Raw genomic sequence first — 16524 nt, forward strand, 5'->3', positions numbered from 1 at the left:
TTCGCTTAAAGTACTTTTCCTTCTACCGGAAGTACTTTCTTCACTGCTTCTATCACTTTTTCATCTTCATTATCTGATAAGAATAATGATATAGCACCTTTATCTTCACTTGTACGAATTAAACGTCCAATTCCTTGGCGAAGACGTAAAATCATATAAGGCACATCTACGTCCCAGAATGGATCATTCACATGTTTACGCTTCGCCTCAAACACAGGATCGTTTGGAGGGAATGGTAATGACCAAATAATAACATGTGATAATGATGAACCTGGAATGTCTAAACCTTCCCATAAATGAACGGCACAAAGTACAGTCTCTTCTTCATTTTGGAAACGAGAAACGAGCTGACTAATTTCTTGATCTCCTTCATATAGGAACGGAACTGACATTTGCTCTTTACTTACATATTCTTTAAACGCTGCAAGTTCTTGCGTTGTACGGAATAATACGAGTGTACGTCCATTTGTTTTTTGTATATTTTCAAGTGTATATTGACACTTTCTTTCCCATTCATTTTCTTTCGTATACGGAAGTAAGTTTACTGTCATTTGCCCTTCATAATCAAACGGCGAAGCAACTGAGAATGATAAGTAATCTTTTACCCCTAGACTATTTGCAGTAAATGCGAACGAATCATTGTCAGATAATGTCGCAGAAGAGAAAATATATGGAATCTTCTTCGAGAATACTTTTTCTTGTAACACTTCTTCAACTGCACGCGGCATAATAACTAATGTGAAAGCACCATCGCCTTCTTCACCCCACGTAATTACATTTTTCTCGTGCATGAAAAGACGAAGTGAATGCTCTAACACATCTAAATGCTCATCAACAATATTTAAATCGTATGTGTTTACTGTATGCATTTCACTTTCAAATACTAATGCATCACCGACTTCACCGATTTTCGCATAAAGTCTTTTCGCTTCTGCAGTTACCTTTTCTGTCACAGTAATTTCTAAACGATCAGAACCTTCAATTTCCTTTTTATTCTCTTGTAGTACCCCAAAGAATTGTTCAGTTTGCCAAATTGTTTCTTCTACTAAATGTGCGAACTCTTCACGAATATCATTTTGTAATAATCTCGTTAAAAGTTGCTCCATCATCGTTTGTTTTAAACGGTACGTTAAAGCTTTTTGAGCTGCATATTCTACAAGATGCCCTTCATCGAATACAACGCAGCTACTTTCTGGTAATAACGGAATTTGTCCTTCACGTTTGCGAGCTTCGTACGTCCAAATATGATCCATATAGAAATCTTGAGAACAAATGATTAAATCTGCCGCTTTACGATAATGCTCGCGCGAAAGAGTTTGACCACAACGATGACGAGAATCACAAGTGAAGCAATCTTGGAAGTAATCCCAGTTTACCTTTGACCATTCCTCGTCATTTAACAGTGGAAATTCTTTTCGATCACCATAGTGAGTAAAGTTCTGCATCGTACCATGATCGAATACGAACTGAGGTAATTCGTAATATACATCTTCAATTACTTCTGGAGCTCGTCCACTCATAACATCTTCAAGTTTACGTAAACATAAATAATTATCCATTGACTTCGCAAGTCTAACATCAACAGATAGCCCTAATGCTTCAGATAACTTAGCAATGTCTCCTTCTTCTTTTACAAGCTGCTCAATTAACGTTTCATCTGCACAAGCGATAATAGCCGGCTTCCCTGTATAACGTGCATAACAAATTGCATATAAAAGATATACAATTGTTTTCCCTGTTCCTACACCTGCTTCTGCAAACATAACTTTCTTCTCTTGGAAAGCGCGCTCTAACTGAAACGCCATAAAAATCTGTTCATCACGCTCTTCAAAGCCTTTTTCCGGAAGAATGTCGTAAAACACATCTCCAATCCACTCATTCAACTTATCATAAAAATTATCTTGTTTTCCTACTTCAAATGGTAACCTATTCTCAGTAAACATCCTTAGCCTCCAACCAAACAGTTTTTCTATAAAAAGATATAGCAACTGCTACTCACATATGTGCAGCCACTTTCCCCTGTTACAATACATAGAAATACACGAAAAAAAATTTTCCTTTCGAAAAAGGAAAATTTTTTTCTATATTAATGACCTTAAATAACGTTTATCAATCGCTGTTTCATGTGAAAGAGCTGACAAATATTCTTCCTGCGCTTTTTGTATTCCATCTACAATTGCACCTTGACTATCCACTTCTTTTCCGAGCTCATCATACGTACGGTGAATAGCTTTTTGAATCATCGATAATTGGAAACTATCCATATCACTTCCTCCTTTACGCATTACATAATAGCCAGTATATGCGTGCTGGAGGAGTTTTATACTATGAATTACGCGGTGGACGCTTTCCGAAGTATTGATAGTAATCTGTACGGATAAATCCGTTAAACAGTTTACGCTTTTTCGATGCATCTTTCCCATAACATTTCTCAAATGCTTCATAACTTGTTAATAAATACATTGACCACGTATCTAATGGGCGGAATACCTCTCCCATTTCTTTATATAATTTTTCAACAAGCGCTCTTTCACTTAAACGTTCTCCGTATGGAGGATTCGTTACAACATAGCCATATTCCTCTTTTGTCGTGAAATCTTTTACTTGCATTTGTTTAAATGATATAAGATCCCCTAATCCAACTTCTTCTGCGTTATCTTGGGCAACTCTTATCATACGGTGATCGATATCTGATCCAATGATTTGCAATGGTTGATTATAATTAGCTAAATCTTCAGCTTCTTGACGAGCTTCGCGCCAATTTTGTTTACCAACCCAGCCCCATTCATCCGATGCAAAGCCTCGGTTAAATCCTGGTGCGATATTTTGTCCAATTAATGCAGCTTCAATTGGAATTGTACCAGATCCACAGAAAGGATCAACGAAAGGACGATCCGCCTTCCAGTTTGTTAACTTAATTAAAGACGCAGCTAATGTTTCTTTTAAAGGCGCTTCACCTTGCTCAAGACGGTATCCACGTTTATGAAGACCTACACCACTCGCATCGATTGTTAACGTCGCAATATCCTTGAGCATTGCAATTTCAATACGGAATAACGGTCCATCTTCTTCAAACCAAGTTGTGCGTCTATACGTTGTTTTTAATTTCTCAACAACAGCCTTTTTAACGATACGTTGGCAGTCTGAAACGCTAAATAATGTTGATTTCAAAGATTTCCCAATAACAGGAAATTCTCCATTCTCTGGAATATAATCTCCCCAGTTTAACGCTTTTGTTTTTTCAAATAACTCATCGAATGTTGTTGCTTTAAATTCGCCGACTTTAATTTTCACACGGTCTGCAGTACGTAACCATAAATTCGTACGACAAATCGCTTTTTCATCCGCTTCAAACGTTACCTTTCCGTTTTCCACTTCACATTCATAACCAAGATCGCGAACTTCTCGGGCAACTAACGCTTCAATACCCATTGCCGCTGTTGCAATTAAAGTAACTTTTCCCATTTGCATTCACCTCTTATGTATAATCAAACAATAATTAATAACATGTTGTCCTATTAATTATCACATATTACGAAGAATATTCTCACTTACCATTTTAACTCACAACTTATAACTTCATACAAATAAAAAGCCCTCCTCTAACAAAGGAGAGCTGAGTTATTTCATAGTTGGTTCATAACGTTCTGTAAGCCATGTTCTGTTCCTTTGTACTGCAAACGGCCCACGCCTCGTACTCCGGTGGTAATCATCTATCTACAGGTTACGAAAACCTGTCCTTTTCCGTCGTTCATTTCCTTGGAAAAGATTCCCCTACCATTATTTGGGTTTCTCGCTCGTGGGGTTTACCTCGTTCCACTCCTATCATTTCTTCAAGGACTTCGTCACTGTGGCACTTTAAAGGTAGTCAAACCATATCCGAAAGGACTTAGGTTTTTTCCCTGCCGTTAAACCAGCCTTGCAGCCAGAATACCCTAGCTTATGACTTGGCTAGGCACGAACACTACAGCCATCTCAGGCCGTGCGAGCATGGACTTTCCTCTACAACGTTGGCGTTGCAGCGATTACCCAAACGTTATGACAAACATTAGTATAGTGGAAACAAAAAGATTTTGCAATGTTTTTTTCTATGTAAAATGCTTTAACCTTTTTGTTACCTTAATTTATTCGTATAACTTACTTCCAAATACAGCTTTTTCTAAATTAGATAGACGTTTTAAAATATCCGTATTCGTATTGTTATACACTGGTTGTGCAACTGGTGTTTGTACCGGTTGTTGCGGAACTTGTGTTGCCGCTACTTTTTGTTCTTCTAATTCACGTTTCAAACGAGCATTTTGTTGTTTTAATTGATCAAATTCCTTATGAAAAGCTTCATAATCTTTAATAATCATATCAAGAAACTTATCTACTTCTTCTTGTTGATAACCTCTCATACCTGTTTTAAATTCTTTTTCTAAAATATCTTTCGCTGTTAATTTAATTTTATCCGAAATCATTTTCTTCACCTCAAATTTTTGCCAAAGCTTTCATTAACTAAATTTTTTCAGAAACAACGCCTTTTGTCAATCAAATATATGAGTACTATATTACATATTACTCTGCATTATTCCACTGTTCCTCTTCCATTATATCTTGTAAATCAGAAAAAAGAATGAAATAACTGTGATAATTTTCTATTTCTCCTTTTTTCTTAGCTGCTTCTACAATATATTTAGGGCTCCCAGACTTTTCTTCGTCATATACAGCTAAAAGTGCATCGCTTTTTTCAATAAAAAATTGATTCTTTAATTTAAATTGCTCTGGGCTTTCGTACTTCCGTTTCGTAATACTATCAATGTGATCTGCTTGTGAAAGAATAAATTCGTAATATTCACGGTTATCTTCCTTCCAATTTTCCTCTTGTTCTAAAAAAGGAGTAAATACAGCTAATTTTAAATTTGGATATTCTACTTGAATTTCAAAAACAACTTCAGCAGCCCATAGCTCTACTCCTAACTGACCACTTATAATAACCCACTCCAAACCTTCTTCTACAAAAACAGTTAATTTACGACGCAGCGCCTTTTTTATACACTCTACTCCTGGATGATCATTTTTAAATATTCCAAGTTCAAACGGCTTATATCCTGTTACAGCAACAACCTTCATATCAACACTCCAATTACAAAAAAAGAACTAGCATTTCGCTAGTTCTAACATATCATTTACTTTTTAAACATTCCACCAACGTTTGGTCCGATATTTGGTCCAAATGGTGATACGTTCGGTCCTGGTCCAAATGGTGATACATTCGGTCCTGGTCCAAATGGTGATATTTGATGCCCATGGTGATGATGGCCATGACCGCATGGTCCACATCCTCCGCCGAATCCTGGATCACCAGGATCTACAACGTTTACGTTCGAGTTTGTTTGTGGGAAGAAGTTTTGATTTTTAATTTGTTGATGATGAACATGCGTTGTATGAGTTGGAAAAATGTGTGGCACCACCGTTGTTGAAAAAGAATGTGTTACGCATTGTTTCGTTGGGTGAATGACAGGAGCTGCCGTACAAATAGGTCCTACAGGCTTATGCCCTCCAAAGCAAGGATGACAATGATGCATAGTTTTTTCTCTCCTCTCTCATTAAAAAAATCTGACTACACTTTACAATATGAGCGAGGGGCTAAAGCCGCTTGTTATATATACCCATTTATTTCATGGAAATTTGTCTAGTATCCAATTTCATACGTAATACCTATTATAGACAACCCCCTACTATTATTTACCAAAAAAGCCCCCGACTTGCTTAACAATCCCCGTTACTTGATTCATCGCGTTCATCATTTGTCCAGCCGTGTTCATCATTTTATTTACATCGTAGTTACCATCTGATGATTTAAATTGTGAAACAAAACTAGAAAACTGACTTGGTTGCTGTTGCTGTTGCTTTTGTTTATTCATCGTTGGATATGGTTGTTTTGGTGGATAAAACATAGCTTGTTGATTTACATATTGAGCTGGCGACATGTAGTTTTGTGAATTCATATACGCTTGCTGTGGTTGATTCGTATACATTTGCTGCGGCTGATTCATATGCGGTTGTTGCGACTGATCCATGTGCGGTTGTTGCGGTTGATTCATATACGCTTGTTGCGGCTGATTCATGTGCGGTTGTTGCGGTTGATTCATATGCGCTTGCTGTGGTTGATTCATGTGCGGTTGTTGCGGTTGATTCATATGCGCTTGCTGTGGTTGATTCGTATATGCTTGTTGCGGCTGATTCATATGCGCTTGCTGCGGTTGATTCCCAAACGACACTTCAAATGGTTGATAATAATTTTGGTTTCCATAATGAGGCTCGAAAGGATACATATTATATCGTAAATATGTATCCTCATTATATTGGTACATATTTTGCTGTGCATATGGATTTGCTTGCTGATATACATTAGGTTGTTGAAACATGCATTCTCTCCTCCTTGGCATAAGTTTCTACATATAGAATATGTACCTATAAAATAAAATGTGTGACGGAGTACCTGTCTGTTTTTGTCGGAAGTTTAAATTTTTAAAAAAATTAGAAAGTAAACCCTTCCATGCTATGATAATAAGGAAGAAGATTCTCATGGGGGAGGAATCAACATGGTATTAGGGGATTTAAAACAAGCGTTTTCTCAAAAAAAGGGGTATTACACAGAAAATTCGAATGAACTGTTAGACTTTGCAAGACATTGTTATCTTGAAGGAAAAGTATGCATATCAGATTACCGAACATTAATACGAGAGTTAGAAATAAACGGTGCAACAAAACCTACAACAGTGACAGAGGCATAAAAAAACAAGAGGGTTTTCCCTCTTGTTATTTACATTGATCTACGATATTTTGCAAAGTGTACGAAATAGCTTGATGAGTTTCAAAGAAACGTTTGCCTTTTCCCTTATTAACAAAACATTGTAGCACATTAGTTTGTAAATTATCATACACTTGATCAATTTGTTGTACATGTATATACTTAGGTCGTTCTTCCTTTATCCACCTATAAGCTAATTCTTTCCACATCTCTAACTCCGCATCTACAATATCAACAAATGGCTTCATATCCTTATAAAAATCATATTCAGCCATCTCTCTTTTTTTCACATTCGCTTCATCATTATACTGCATTAACTTCTCCGAAGACTGGATTAATGCTTCATGTCCCATTTTGTTCCCACCTTATTATGCACTCACTACGACGTTTTGAAATGTCTTTACCCAGCTCCCTTTTTCTTCGTGATGCACTAATTTATTTTCCATATGTTCTATATGCATTTCTGTTATTTCTATCTTATTGCGTATTTTTTCACCTTTATCCTTCAATGCATGATTCATTCTAATCCCAATCTTCATTTCCAGCAAATCGAGAGAACTTAACATTTGATCCATTTTTTTCATAACATCTTCCTTCTGAACCATCGCCATATTTAAAACGCCCCCTTCTTTGCCTTTCCTTTGTCATGTAATTTCGCCGATTGATTAATTACTCCTTCTCACATGACAAAACTAGTTGATATTCGTCAAAGAAATCATTTAGTATGCCATTATTAGAAATGGTAACAATACAAAAAGGAGGTGTATTACGATGGCAAAAAATAAAAACGAAAAAAATAAAAAGCAAAACAAACAACAAAACAAACCTGAGACTGGTAATCCAAAGCTTGATGGTCCAAATTTCCCCGCTACATAAAGTGAAACTTTAATCAGTGGGGTTTTATTCATCCCCCACTGATTATTAGCCCGCACCAATCGGGTGTTTACGGACAGCAGGGCTTCCACCTACCTTCTTTGCTCCAGCCAAATTTTGAGGTGGGAGTTTTACTGTCCGCAAATAGCGGGATAAAATGACACTTTAACCAAAGTGGCTTTTACAAACAACTATTTTCTAGTCTACCTTACCTCTTCGCTTTCGATAAGTGTTGAAGTTAAAGTCGTACTGCCGGCAAATAGCCGATTAGAAAGTAACTTGTTGTAGAGCATATTACTTTTAATAAAGAAGTCCCGCCCTCATTTAAGAAGGCGGGACTTCTTTATTATATCATGAACTCATCCATTCTTTTAACAAAACTACTTAATATAGAAAGAGTATGTATTTGCTCCCTCTTCTTTCTATACCATTCTGTTATATTAATTTCCCCCTTAGGTTTTTCAAGTAAAAATAATGAATCTATTTCCAACCCTTCACTAAACCAATCTTTTTCAATTAATTTTTCATGAGTGACAATAGAATACACATCCCGAAGAGCCGGCGTACATGATTTTCTAATTCCCCTTATATTACATTCATAATCCATCCTTGATCCAGTATGCCTAGTTTGCACTGCAAATTTATAAAAAGAAGACTTATACTTTGAATGAAATAATAACCAAGCTAATTGCTTCCCCAGTTCTATACGTTTTTGCAACGTTTCAAATTGATAAACTGAAAATCCATACATTCCCCCTTCCACCATTGGAAAAATAACTGCACTAACGTGAAATATTTCTTGAAATTTGAATAGTGCAGTATCAAATACATGTTTTTGAAAGTATGCATTCTCAATTACTGGTTTTTGAATTTTATTTTGTTCATTAATAATAAGTGCCGTCATAAGCCTATTTATATCTTTTTTCTCCCAAAACGCGGCCCATTCTTTTTCCATAAAAATTGATATGTTGAAAAATTGTAACAAATGAAAGAGCGGCGCACATCTCTTTTTACTTTCCTCATACAGTAATAGTTGAGGAAATGCATCTAAAAAAATGTGCCAATTGGCTTTCTCATACAAATGAAATAATCGTCTCTTAACTGTTTGAGATAAAAGATTAGAATAATATTCTCCTTCTAAATCTGTCATGTTCCATCCCCCATTCCTTGAAACCATGCTTGCTAAAAAAGACCATCTAATTTCTCTATTTCTCAAATAATATTCTTGGTAAGATTGTGTACGTGAAATATTATCTACGTTAGCTACATCCGTGCTCTCCTTAATATTAAGAACTATAGCTTTTTCCTCTTCTGTACAAAAAATATCATTACGGGTCTGTTTAATTTTTTCGTAATCACTCCATCGAAACATGAGTAAGTCACCATACCTTTCTTGAAAAAGGTCACATCTTTTTTCATTTTTTGATATAATCACCTTTGTAAGTAAATCTTATCAAGTTGGGAGTGGACAAAATATGACCATTCGTTACCCAAATGGAAAAAGGTACGATCAAGCTTCACAACCTCATAAAACACCAATAAAAAAACATACTTACAGTAATAGAGGTATGTCCCTTGAAGAGGAATTGAATGACACCAATCAATATTACTTAACCCATAATATTGCATGCGTACATAAAAAACCTACACCTCTTCAAATTGTAAAAGTAGATTACCCCGCTCGAAGTGCTGCAGTGGTAAAAGAAGCGTATTTCAAACAACCTTCTACAACAGATTACAACGGTGTATACAAAGGGAAATACATCGATTTTGAAGCGAAAGAAACTAAAAATAAAACCAGTTTTCCACTTCAAAACTTCCACCTTCATCAAATTGAACATATGAAGCAAGTAGTCGCTCATAATGGAATTGCATTTGTTATTATTAAATTTACACTTTTTGATGAATTTTATTTATTAGATGCAAAACATATTATTGCATTTTGGAATCGTCAAAATACTGGTGGACGTAAATCGATTACAAAACAAGAAATAGAAGAGCATGGGTCTTTATTATCATGCGGTTATCACCCTCGAATTGATTATATCCGCGTACTAGACACGGTTTATTTTTCGTGATAGAGTCATCACTAAGGCTCTTTTTTCGACTTTTGGGGGAGAGAATGAAAGGTAGGAGAAAGTATAATGTCAGATAATTATCGTTCTCGTACAGAACGAAATCATGTAAAAAATCAAACGAAAGAAACAAATAATAAAGAAGAAAAACCAAAGAAAAAAGGTTCCTTTTTCAAGAGATTTCTTATAGGTTGTCTACTTCTTGGTATCGTCGGTCTCGTAGCTGGCGTTTCGGCCTTCTTTGTTATGGTAAAGGACGCTCCAAAACTAGACAAATCAAAGCTAGTCAATCCTTTATCAACAAAATTCCTTGATAAAAACGGGAATTTCTTCTATGAATACGGTGCTGAAAAACGAACCCATGTTACATACGATCAAATTCCAAAAGTAATTGAAAGTGCATTCCTTGCGACTGAGGATGCTCGTTTCTACGATCATAATGGAATTGATTTTAGACGTACTGGAATGGCAGTCATGGAAAATGTCACTGGTGGTTTTGGATCACAAGGTGGTAGTACGATTACACAGCAAGTAGTTAAAAACTATTTTCTAACGATGGAAAAAACTGCAAAAAGAAAAGTGCAGGAATGGTACTTATCTTATAAGTTAGAGCAACAGTACTCAAAACATGAAATTTTAGAAATGTACTTAAATAAGATTAACCTCGGTAATCGCTCTTACGGTATTTCAACAGCAGCAAAAAAATATTACGGCAAAGATTTAAAAGACATACAACTACACGAAGCTGCAATGCTCGCTGGTTTACCCCAAGGTCCTAACATTTATGATCCAACAAAACCAGATAACGTTGATAGAGCAACGAAACGTCGTAATATCGTATTAACATTAATGAACCGACACGGGTATATAACGAAACAAGAAATGAATGACGCAATGCAAATCTCTGTAACACAAGGACTTCTTCCATCTTCAGAAGTGACTGAAATGAAGTATCAAGCATTTATAGATGCTGCTGTAAAGGAAGTTGAAAAAGAATACCCTGATGTAAATATCGGTTCAGATGGTTTAACGATTCATACAACACTTGATCAAGATGCTCAGGATTACGCTGAAAAAATTATGGATGGGAATCTCATCAAGTATCCAAACGATCAATTCCAAGGATCATTCGTATTTATGGATACTCAGTCTGGAGAAGTTCGAGCAATCGGCGCTGGTCGTAAAGAAAGTAAATCTACTTTCAAAGGTCATAATATGGCAGTTGATTTAAAACGCCAAGTTGGTTCAACAATGAAACCAATTTTCGACTATGGTCCTGCAATTGAAAACCTTCAATGGTCTACTTATCATCAATTAAATGACTCTGAATATACTTACTCTGATGGCACAAAGATTAAAAATGCTACGGGTAATTTTAAAGGTGACGTTTCACTTCGTGAAGCATTGAAGAAGTCATTAAACATCCCGGCTTTAAAAACAGCTCAAACAGTCGGTATTCCTAAGGCACAAGAGTTTGCTGAAGGTTTAGGAATGACGTTTAAAGATGGGAAAGCATATGAATCTACTGCAATCGGTAGTAATGAAGGCTCTCCGTTAGATGTCGCTGGAGCTTATGCAGCATTTGGAAATGACGGTGTATACAATAAACCTCATTTCGTTAAAGAAGTTATTTTCCCAGATGGAAAAAAGAAAAGCTTTAAACCGAAAGAACAACGCGCAATGCATGACTATACAGCTTACATGGTTACTGACGTTCTTCGTGACGTAGTAAAACCTGGTTCTGGCGGTACAGGTCCAACAGCATATGTTTCTGGATTCGACGTTGCTGGTAAAACAGGAACACAAAACTTTGATAAATCTGTTATTAAAAAATACGGTATTCCAGCAGATGCCAACAGAGATAGTTGGTTCGCAGGATATACACCACAATATACAATGGCTGTATGGACTGGTTATGAAAAAGATAGCCCAGAAAATTACATTAGCGATCGTTCTACTAGAATTGCTCAGCAAATGTTCCAAGCAATGATGAGCAAATTTGCTACGGATAAATCTCGTTTCGAGCGCCCTTCTTCTGTACAAGAATTAAATGGAGAACTGTACATTAAAGGTGCGAAAAAAGATGCAGTTAAAGAAATTAAAGTAGATCCACCTAGTGGTCTTAATGTCGCTTTCGATGGCGCTAGCACAGTGACACTGAACTGGTCTGGACCATCATCAAATGTTGATGCATACGCAGCAAGCTATAAAGCTACTGACGGTTCTAGTGGTAGCTTATCAGTAAGCGGTACGACAGCTACTCTTGGTGGTATTAAACCAGGTGTTACTTACAGTTTCTCTGTAGTAGCGAAAAAGGGTACTGGAACAAGCCCTGCAGTTGGTGCATCCTTCACTGCCCCTGGCGGAACTCCAGATGCGAAAAAAGCTGATGAAGAAGCTAAGAAAAAAGCTGACGAAGAAGCCCTGAAAAAGACCAATGAAGATAAACTAAAACAAGAAGAAGCTAAGAAAAAAGCTGATGAAGATCAGCGTAAACAGCAAGAACAGCAACAACAACAACAACAACAACAGCAACAACAAGAACAACAACGTAAACAACAAGAACAACAGCAGCAACAAGAACAACAACGTAAACAGCAAGAAGAAGCTCAAAAGAAAGCCGCTGACGAAGAGGCTAAGAAGAAAGCTGACGAAGAAGCTAAGAGAAAAGCCGACGAAGAAGCTAAGAGAAAAGCTGACGAAGAAGCTAGAAAAAAAGCTGAAGAGCAACAACAGCAACAAAATACCGGGGAAGATACACCTCACGCGGACGGAAATGTTGTTACAACAGAGTCTTAATAAACAAAAAAAGAAGTCGGTTTCTCTTAATGAGAAACCGACTTCTTTTTTGTTATCATTTTCTTTACATATAGCTTTTCTATTTCGATATACAACTGTGCTAATTGAATATACGAATGGTAATTACTCGGTTTCTTTATAATAAATGAATATCGCTCCATAAAATTAACAGGTTGTACTTCCAATTTATTCGTATTTACTTGCATCTCATTCAAACTATGAACAGGCTGCTCATTTAACCAATATATAACCGATAGAAAGTGCGCTGCAAAAAGAATCATCGGACCCTCAGCTTCTTGTTTTTTTCTGTTCCGAAATAGTATAGCAATTTCTTCATGCTTGCTTTTCCATATATTTAACACCGCTGGAATACTTGTTTCAATTTCATTCCATGGCTCATATTTTCTTTCAATATCAAATATAAAGTAAGTATTTTGTATTATCTCTTCAAAAGATTGGTCTGTGTGATACGTAATCGAATTTGCACTCTCTTTAAAAAATGGTACGCACCGAAACTCTTTCGGTATTTCTATAACTCGCTCCATCCTTTATTTCCCCTTCATTCGTTTCTTTCCTTCACGACATATTTCTAGTAATCGACACTCTTCACATTGTGGTCGCTGCGCCTTACAGTAATAACGTCCGAAGAAAATCATACGGTGGTGTGTAACTCCCCACTCATCCATTGGAATTTTCTTCATCAATGTCTTTTCCACTTCTAACACAGAATCTTTCCATCTACAAATTGCTAACCGTTTACTCACTCTCTCTACATGCGTATCAACAGCAATCGCTGGAATCCCAAACGCTACCGAAACAACTACATTCGCCGTCTTTCTCCCTACTCCTGGTAATTTCGTCAGCTCATCACGGTCTTCTGGAACTTTCCCGTTATAATCATCTAGTAACATCCGGCACAATTTTTGAATATTTTTCGCCTTATTTCTAAACAATCCAATGGAACGTATATCTTGTTGTAATTCTTCTAAAGACACACTTAAATAATCTTCTGGTGTTTTATATTTTTGAAATAAGTTTTTCGTCACTTTATTCACAAGTACATCTGTGCATTGTGCAGATAATGCCACTGCGATTACAAGTTCAAATGGATTATCATGAATTAATTCACAATGCGCTTCTGGATACATATCCGCCATTGTATCTAAACAATAACGAATTTGCGTTTTGTTCAACATATCTTTCCTCCTACACTACTGCTCCAACCAATTATAAAAAGGCACTTTCCCAGTAAATTTCGTCTCTTGTTTTGTCGTTTGTTGTGTGCGTTGTTGATTCGCTCTAAATTTCTGGCCTTGATTTTGCGCTTGATCTACCGTTTTAATTCCGTTCTTTTTCCACTCAAACAAAATACGATCAATATACCGGAAATTAAGTTTACCACTCATAACAGCTTCACGAAGAGCCGCTTGAATTAAATTCGGATGGTGTTGATCTTGATCTTCCCACATCCCTAATGTTTCACATTCAAATGGCGAAAGTGGTCTTCCGAATTCTTTTTCAAATACTGTATATAAATTTACTTGAATTTGTTTTTGTTCTTTTTGCTCTTCCTCTATAGATTCATTCATTAAAAAGTGCAATATTTTTTCCCACAGTGGTTGTAAAGAATAACTTTCACACATCATCGCTTCAGATCTTCGTCCACCTTCTAGTGCTAAAAAACCTTTTTGGATTAAAGTTTGAATCACTTCCATGCATTTCATTTCTGTTATCGTCATCCGTTCTGAAATCTCTGAAGGAGTCGGGAACGAATTACCTGATTCTAAAAATGTGTGTACATGAAGTACTACCATAAATTCCGTCTCATTTAAACCTAGCTTTTTATAATGCATCATAAGCAATTTAGGAATCGCTATGCTTCCCTGTTCAAACCATTGTAACATCATTTTCTTTTTCATCACCAAACACCTCGTTCTCTAGTATAACACACCTTTAGCCATTTCTTTTTGCCACAATTCGTCAAAAAAACCTCCCTATATATAGGGAGGTTTTTTGCCATTTACTACAAGAAACAGACGATTAAGCCTGTACTTTACTTTTCATGAACGTATGAATTCGTTCTAATGCTTTCTCAACTTGCTCAAGAGATGTCGCATACGATAATCGAACGTTATTTGGTGCACCAAATCCTGTACCTGGAACAAGAGCCACCTTTTCTTCTTCTAATAATGCTTTTGCCCACTCATCAACTGTATCATACCCAGCTAACGCTACGGCTTCTTTTACATTTGGGAATAAGTAAAAAGCACCTTGTGGCTTAATGCAAGTGAAACCAGGAATTTGAATTAATTTATCATAAATAATGTTCAATCTTTCTTCAAACGCTTGACGCATTGTTTCTACAGGTTCTTGTGAGCCTGCATACGCAGCAATTGCACCGTATTGAGCAATTGAAGTAGGGTTTGACGTACTATGACTCGCTAAGTTCGTCATCGCTTTAATAAGCTGCTTATTTCCTGCTGCATATCCAATACGCCAACCTGTCATAGAATGCGATTTAGATACACCATTAATAATAAGTGTTTGTTCTTTTAATACATTAGAAAGCTGGGCAATTGAAGTATATTCCGCGTCACCATAAATTAATTTTTCATAAATCTCATCTGAAACGATTAAGATATCATGCTCTAAACATACTTCTCCAAGCTGTTGTAATTCTTCTTTGCTGTAAATCATCCCTGTTGGATTGCTCGGTGAATTAATAATAACAGCTTTCGTTTTCTCTGTAATTGCCTCACGCAGCTGCTTTGCTGTAATTTTGTACTCATTGCCTTCTAGACCTTCTACATAAACTGGCTTACCACCAGCAAGCTTTACTTGCTCAGGATAACTTACCCAATAAGGAGTTGGGATGATAACTTCATCTCCTTCATCAAGTAACACTTGGAATAATGTATATAATGCATGCTTGGCACCATTACATACAATAATTTCAGATGGATCATACGCAATTCCTTGATCACGAGTAAACTTCTTCACAATTTCTTGTTTTAACGCTTGTAATCCACCTGTTGGTGTATATTTCGTATGTCCTTCTAACATCGCTTTATGCGCAGCATCCATAATATGTTTTGGCGTATTAAAGTCAGGTTCTCCTGCTCCTAATCCAATTACATCATGACCTTCTGCTTTTAATGCTTGTGCCTTTGCTGTAATTTCTAAAGTTGCAGATGGTGTTAAAGCAGCTACTCGCTTTGCTAATTTCATTTGTAGTTCCCCCTACATCTATTTTTCAATGCTGTATCGTCTTAAAAAGTTCCCATCTTTAAATTCAAGATAGTAGTAACTATAACGATTGTCATCATCAATATATGTAACTTCCCATAATGGTATATTATTTTCAAAGCCTAATTTTGCTTTTAAAATTTCTTTCGGCTTACTTTTGGGTTCTTTACTTTCATCTCCGACTTGTTCAATCGTTCTTTGTAAAGCATCTTTTTCAGAAATACCTTCGCTCTTTTTCCTTACTATAGTTTCCCCTTTTTTCTCAGGCACCCAAACGATAAGTTGTTCTCCTTTTTCATCTGTACCTTGTACGACTGTATATGAAGATTTCCCATTATAATAATCAACAGTATTTACCTTTGTAAGCTTTGCCTTTTCTTTCGCAATTTCTACAGACTTTGACTCTTTTGGAATTTTCTTTTCCATCGCTTTATTATAAACATATGCCCCATATATTCCGCTAGCAACGATAACGATAATGATTGTAAAGATCCACTTTTTCATTGTATCACTACGTTCTGTAAATCGTAAATACAGCTGTTTCTTTATCTTTTTCGTCTAATGCTAATCCGAACATGAGGTCCTGCTCTTTTAACGTACGATTCAAACCATCAACAATTTTATACAAGTCAGACGAATATTTAATACGCGTCGTTGATAGGACTTCGATTTTCTTATCCATGAAAAAACTCCTCCGTTACACAAAAATTTCTAATTATAGAAGAACGCAATGCG

20 protein-coding genes and 1 other RNA gene are annotated in these 16524 nt (G+C 36.3%); 4 read left to right on the forward strand and 17 right to left on the reverse strand.

From position 1 onward, the window contains the following. Positions 1-5 precede the first annotated feature (5 nt). The 8 genes from AC0IXC_RS14965 to AC0IXC_RS15000 all read right to left on the reverse strand — a co-directional run bounded on the left by AC0IXC_RS14965 (position 6) and on the right by AC0IXC_RS15000 (position 6410). The gene (locus AC0IXC_RS14965) at positions 6-1943 is read right to left on the reverse strand and encodes an ATP-dependent DNA helicase (protein WP_471653019.1); all 1938 of its coding nucleotides are present in this window, start codon (positions 1941-1943) and stop codon (positions 6-8) included. A 138-nt stretch (positions 1944-2081) separates the two neighbouring features. Further along, a complete protein-coding gene (locus AC0IXC_RS14970; protein WP_002126488.1) occupies positions 2082-2264 on the reverse strand; it encodes a DUF3921 domain-containing protein in 183 nt (60 codons plus the stop codon). 61 nt (positions 2265-2325) lie between these two features. Beyond that, a complete protein-coding gene (locus tag AC0IXC_RS14975) occupies positions 2326-3465 on the reverse strand; it encodes a THUMP domain-containing class I SAM-dependent RNA methyltransferase (RefSeq protein WP_002011868.1) in 1140 nt (379 codons plus the stop codon). A gap of 180 nt (positions 3466-3645) precedes the next feature. Continuing rightward, an RNA gene (gene rnpB / locus AC0IXC_RS14980) (RNase P RNA component class B) lies at positions 3646-4037 on the reverse strand. Positions 4038-4124: 87 nt separating this feature from the next. After that, positions 4125-4460, reverse strand: a complete 336-nt coding sequence (gpsB, locus tag AC0IXC_RS14985; RefSeq protein ID WP_000622426.1) for a cell division regulator GpsB — start codon at positions 4458-4460, stop codon at positions 4125-4127. Between the two features lie 97 nt (positions 4461-4557). After that, on the reverse strand, positions 4558-5112 hold the full coding sequence (locus AC0IXC_RS14990; RefSeq protein ID WP_002030808.1) for an SLOG family protein: 555 nt from the start codon (positions 5110-5112) through the stop codon (positions 4558-4560). Between the two features lie 56 nt (positions 5113-5168). Continuing rightward, positions 5169-5567: a spore coat protein gene (locus AC0IXC_RS14995; protein WP_215591012.1), complete on the reverse strand. Its 399-nt coding sequence runs from the start codon at positions 5565-5567 to the stop codon at positions 5169-5171. Between the two features lie 156 nt (positions 5568-5723). After that, complete coding sequence (locus tag AC0IXC_RS15000) at positions 5724-6410, reverse strand: YppG family protein (protein WP_471653020.1); 687 nt, start codon at positions 6408-6410, stop codon at positions 5724-5726. Between the two features lie 177 nt (positions 6411-6587). Between AC0IXC_RS15000 and AC0IXC_RS15005 the strand changes: the two genes are divergently transcribed. After that, a complete protein-coding gene (locus tag AC0IXC_RS15005) occupies positions 6588-6779 on the forward strand; it encodes a YppF family protein (RefSeq protein WP_002030817.1) in 192 nt (63 codons plus the stop codon). A gap of 25 nt (positions 6780-6804) precedes the next feature. Here the strand turns inward: AC0IXC_RS15005 and AC0IXC_RS15010 are convergent, their stop codons facing one another. Together AC0IXC_RS15010 and AC0IXC_RS15015 are read right to left on the reverse strand one after the other, a co-directional pair. Further along, on the reverse strand, positions 6805-7149 hold the full coding sequence (locus AC0IXC_RS15010; protein WP_002011864.1) for a YppE family protein: 345 nt from the start codon (positions 7147-7149) through the stop codon (positions 6805-6807). A 15-nt stretch (positions 7150-7164) separates the two neighbouring features. Further along, positions 7165-7407, reverse strand: coding sequence for a hypothetical protein (locus AC0IXC_RS15015; RefSeq protein ID WP_002030820.1), 243 nt, complete (start codon positions 7405-7407; stop codon positions 7165-7167). Between the two features lie 118 nt (positions 7408-7525). On the opposite strand from AC0IXC_RS15015, the gene AC0IXC_RS15020 reads away from it, so the two are divergent. Continuing rightward, positions 7526-7672, forward strand: coding sequence for a phage portal protein (locus AC0IXC_RS15020; protein ID WP_471653067.1), 147 nt, complete (start codon positions 7526-7528; stop codon positions 7670-7672). A gap of 343 nt (positions 7673-8015) precedes the next feature. On the opposite strand, the gene AC0IXC_RS15025 is transcribed toward AC0IXC_RS15020, so the two are convergent. Further along, a complete protein-coding gene (locus AC0IXC_RS15025; protein ID WP_471653021.1) occupies positions 8016-9041 on the reverse strand; it encodes a DUF2515 domain-containing protein in 1026 nt (341 codons plus the stop codon). A gap of 103 nt (positions 9042-9144) precedes the next feature. On the opposite strand from AC0IXC_RS15025, the gene recU reads away from it, so the two are divergent. Beyond that, a complete protein-coding gene (gene recU / locus AC0IXC_RS15030) occupies positions 9145-9747 on the forward strand; it encodes a Holliday junction resolvase RecU (RefSeq protein ID WP_002030800.1) in 603 nt (200 codons plus the stop codon). A gap of 66 nt (positions 9748-9813) precedes the next feature. Beyond that, positions 9814-12543, forward strand: coding sequence for a PBP1A family penicillin-binding protein (locus tag AC0IXC_RS15035; protein ID WP_471653022.1), 2730 nt, complete (start codon positions 9814-9816; stop codon positions 12541-12543). A 26-nt stretch (positions 12544-12569) separates the two neighbouring features. Here AC0IXC_RS15035 and AC0IXC_RS15040 read toward each other — a convergent pair whose 3' ends face one another. The 6 genes from AC0IXC_RS15040 to AC0IXC_RS15065 all read right to left on the reverse strand — a co-directional run bounded on the left by AC0IXC_RS15040 (position 12570) and on the right by AC0IXC_RS15065 (position 16471). Further along, the gene (locus AC0IXC_RS15040) at positions 12570-13088 is read right to left on the reverse strand and encodes a YpoC family protein (protein ID WP_002030796.1); all 519 of its coding nucleotides are present in this window, start codon (positions 13086-13088) and stop codon (positions 12570-12572) included. 3 nt (positions 13089-13091) lie between these two features. Continuing rightward, positions 13092-13739 (reverse strand): endonuclease III, encoded by a 648-nt coding sequence (gene nth / locus AC0IXC_RS15045; RefSeq protein WP_002030794.1) that lies wholly within the window; start codon positions 13737-13739, stop codon positions 13092-13094. Between the two features lie 15 nt (positions 13740-13754). Continuing rightward, complete coding sequence (gene dnaD / locus AC0IXC_RS15050; protein ID WP_000728546.1) at positions 13755-14462, reverse strand: DNA replication protein DnaD; 708 nt, start codon at positions 14460-14462, stop codon at positions 13755-13757. A gap of 121 nt (positions 14463-14583) precedes the next feature. Continuing rightward, positions 14584-15771 carry an aspartate transaminase AspB gene (gene aspB / locus AC0IXC_RS15055; protein ID WP_002011860.1) on the reverse strand — a complete coding sequence of 396 codons (1188 nt, stop codon included), beginning with the start codon at positions 15769-15771 and terminating at the stop codon, positions 14584-14586. Between the two features lie 18 nt (positions 15772-15789). Then, positions 15790-16293, reverse strand: a complete 504-nt coding sequence (locus AC0IXC_RS15060; RefSeq protein WP_002030789.1) for a cell wall elongation regulator TseB-like domain-containing protein — start codon at positions 16291-16293, stop codon at positions 15790-15792. 7 nt (positions 16294-16300) lie between these two features. Further along, entirely contained in the window at positions 16301-16471 is a 171-nt protein-coding gene (locus tag AC0IXC_RS15065; RefSeq protein ID WP_002086589.1) for a YpmA family protein, read from the reverse strand. Positions 16472-16524 lie beyond the last annotated feature (53 nt).

Source organism: Bacillus sp. AC266, from assembly GCF_979253805.1.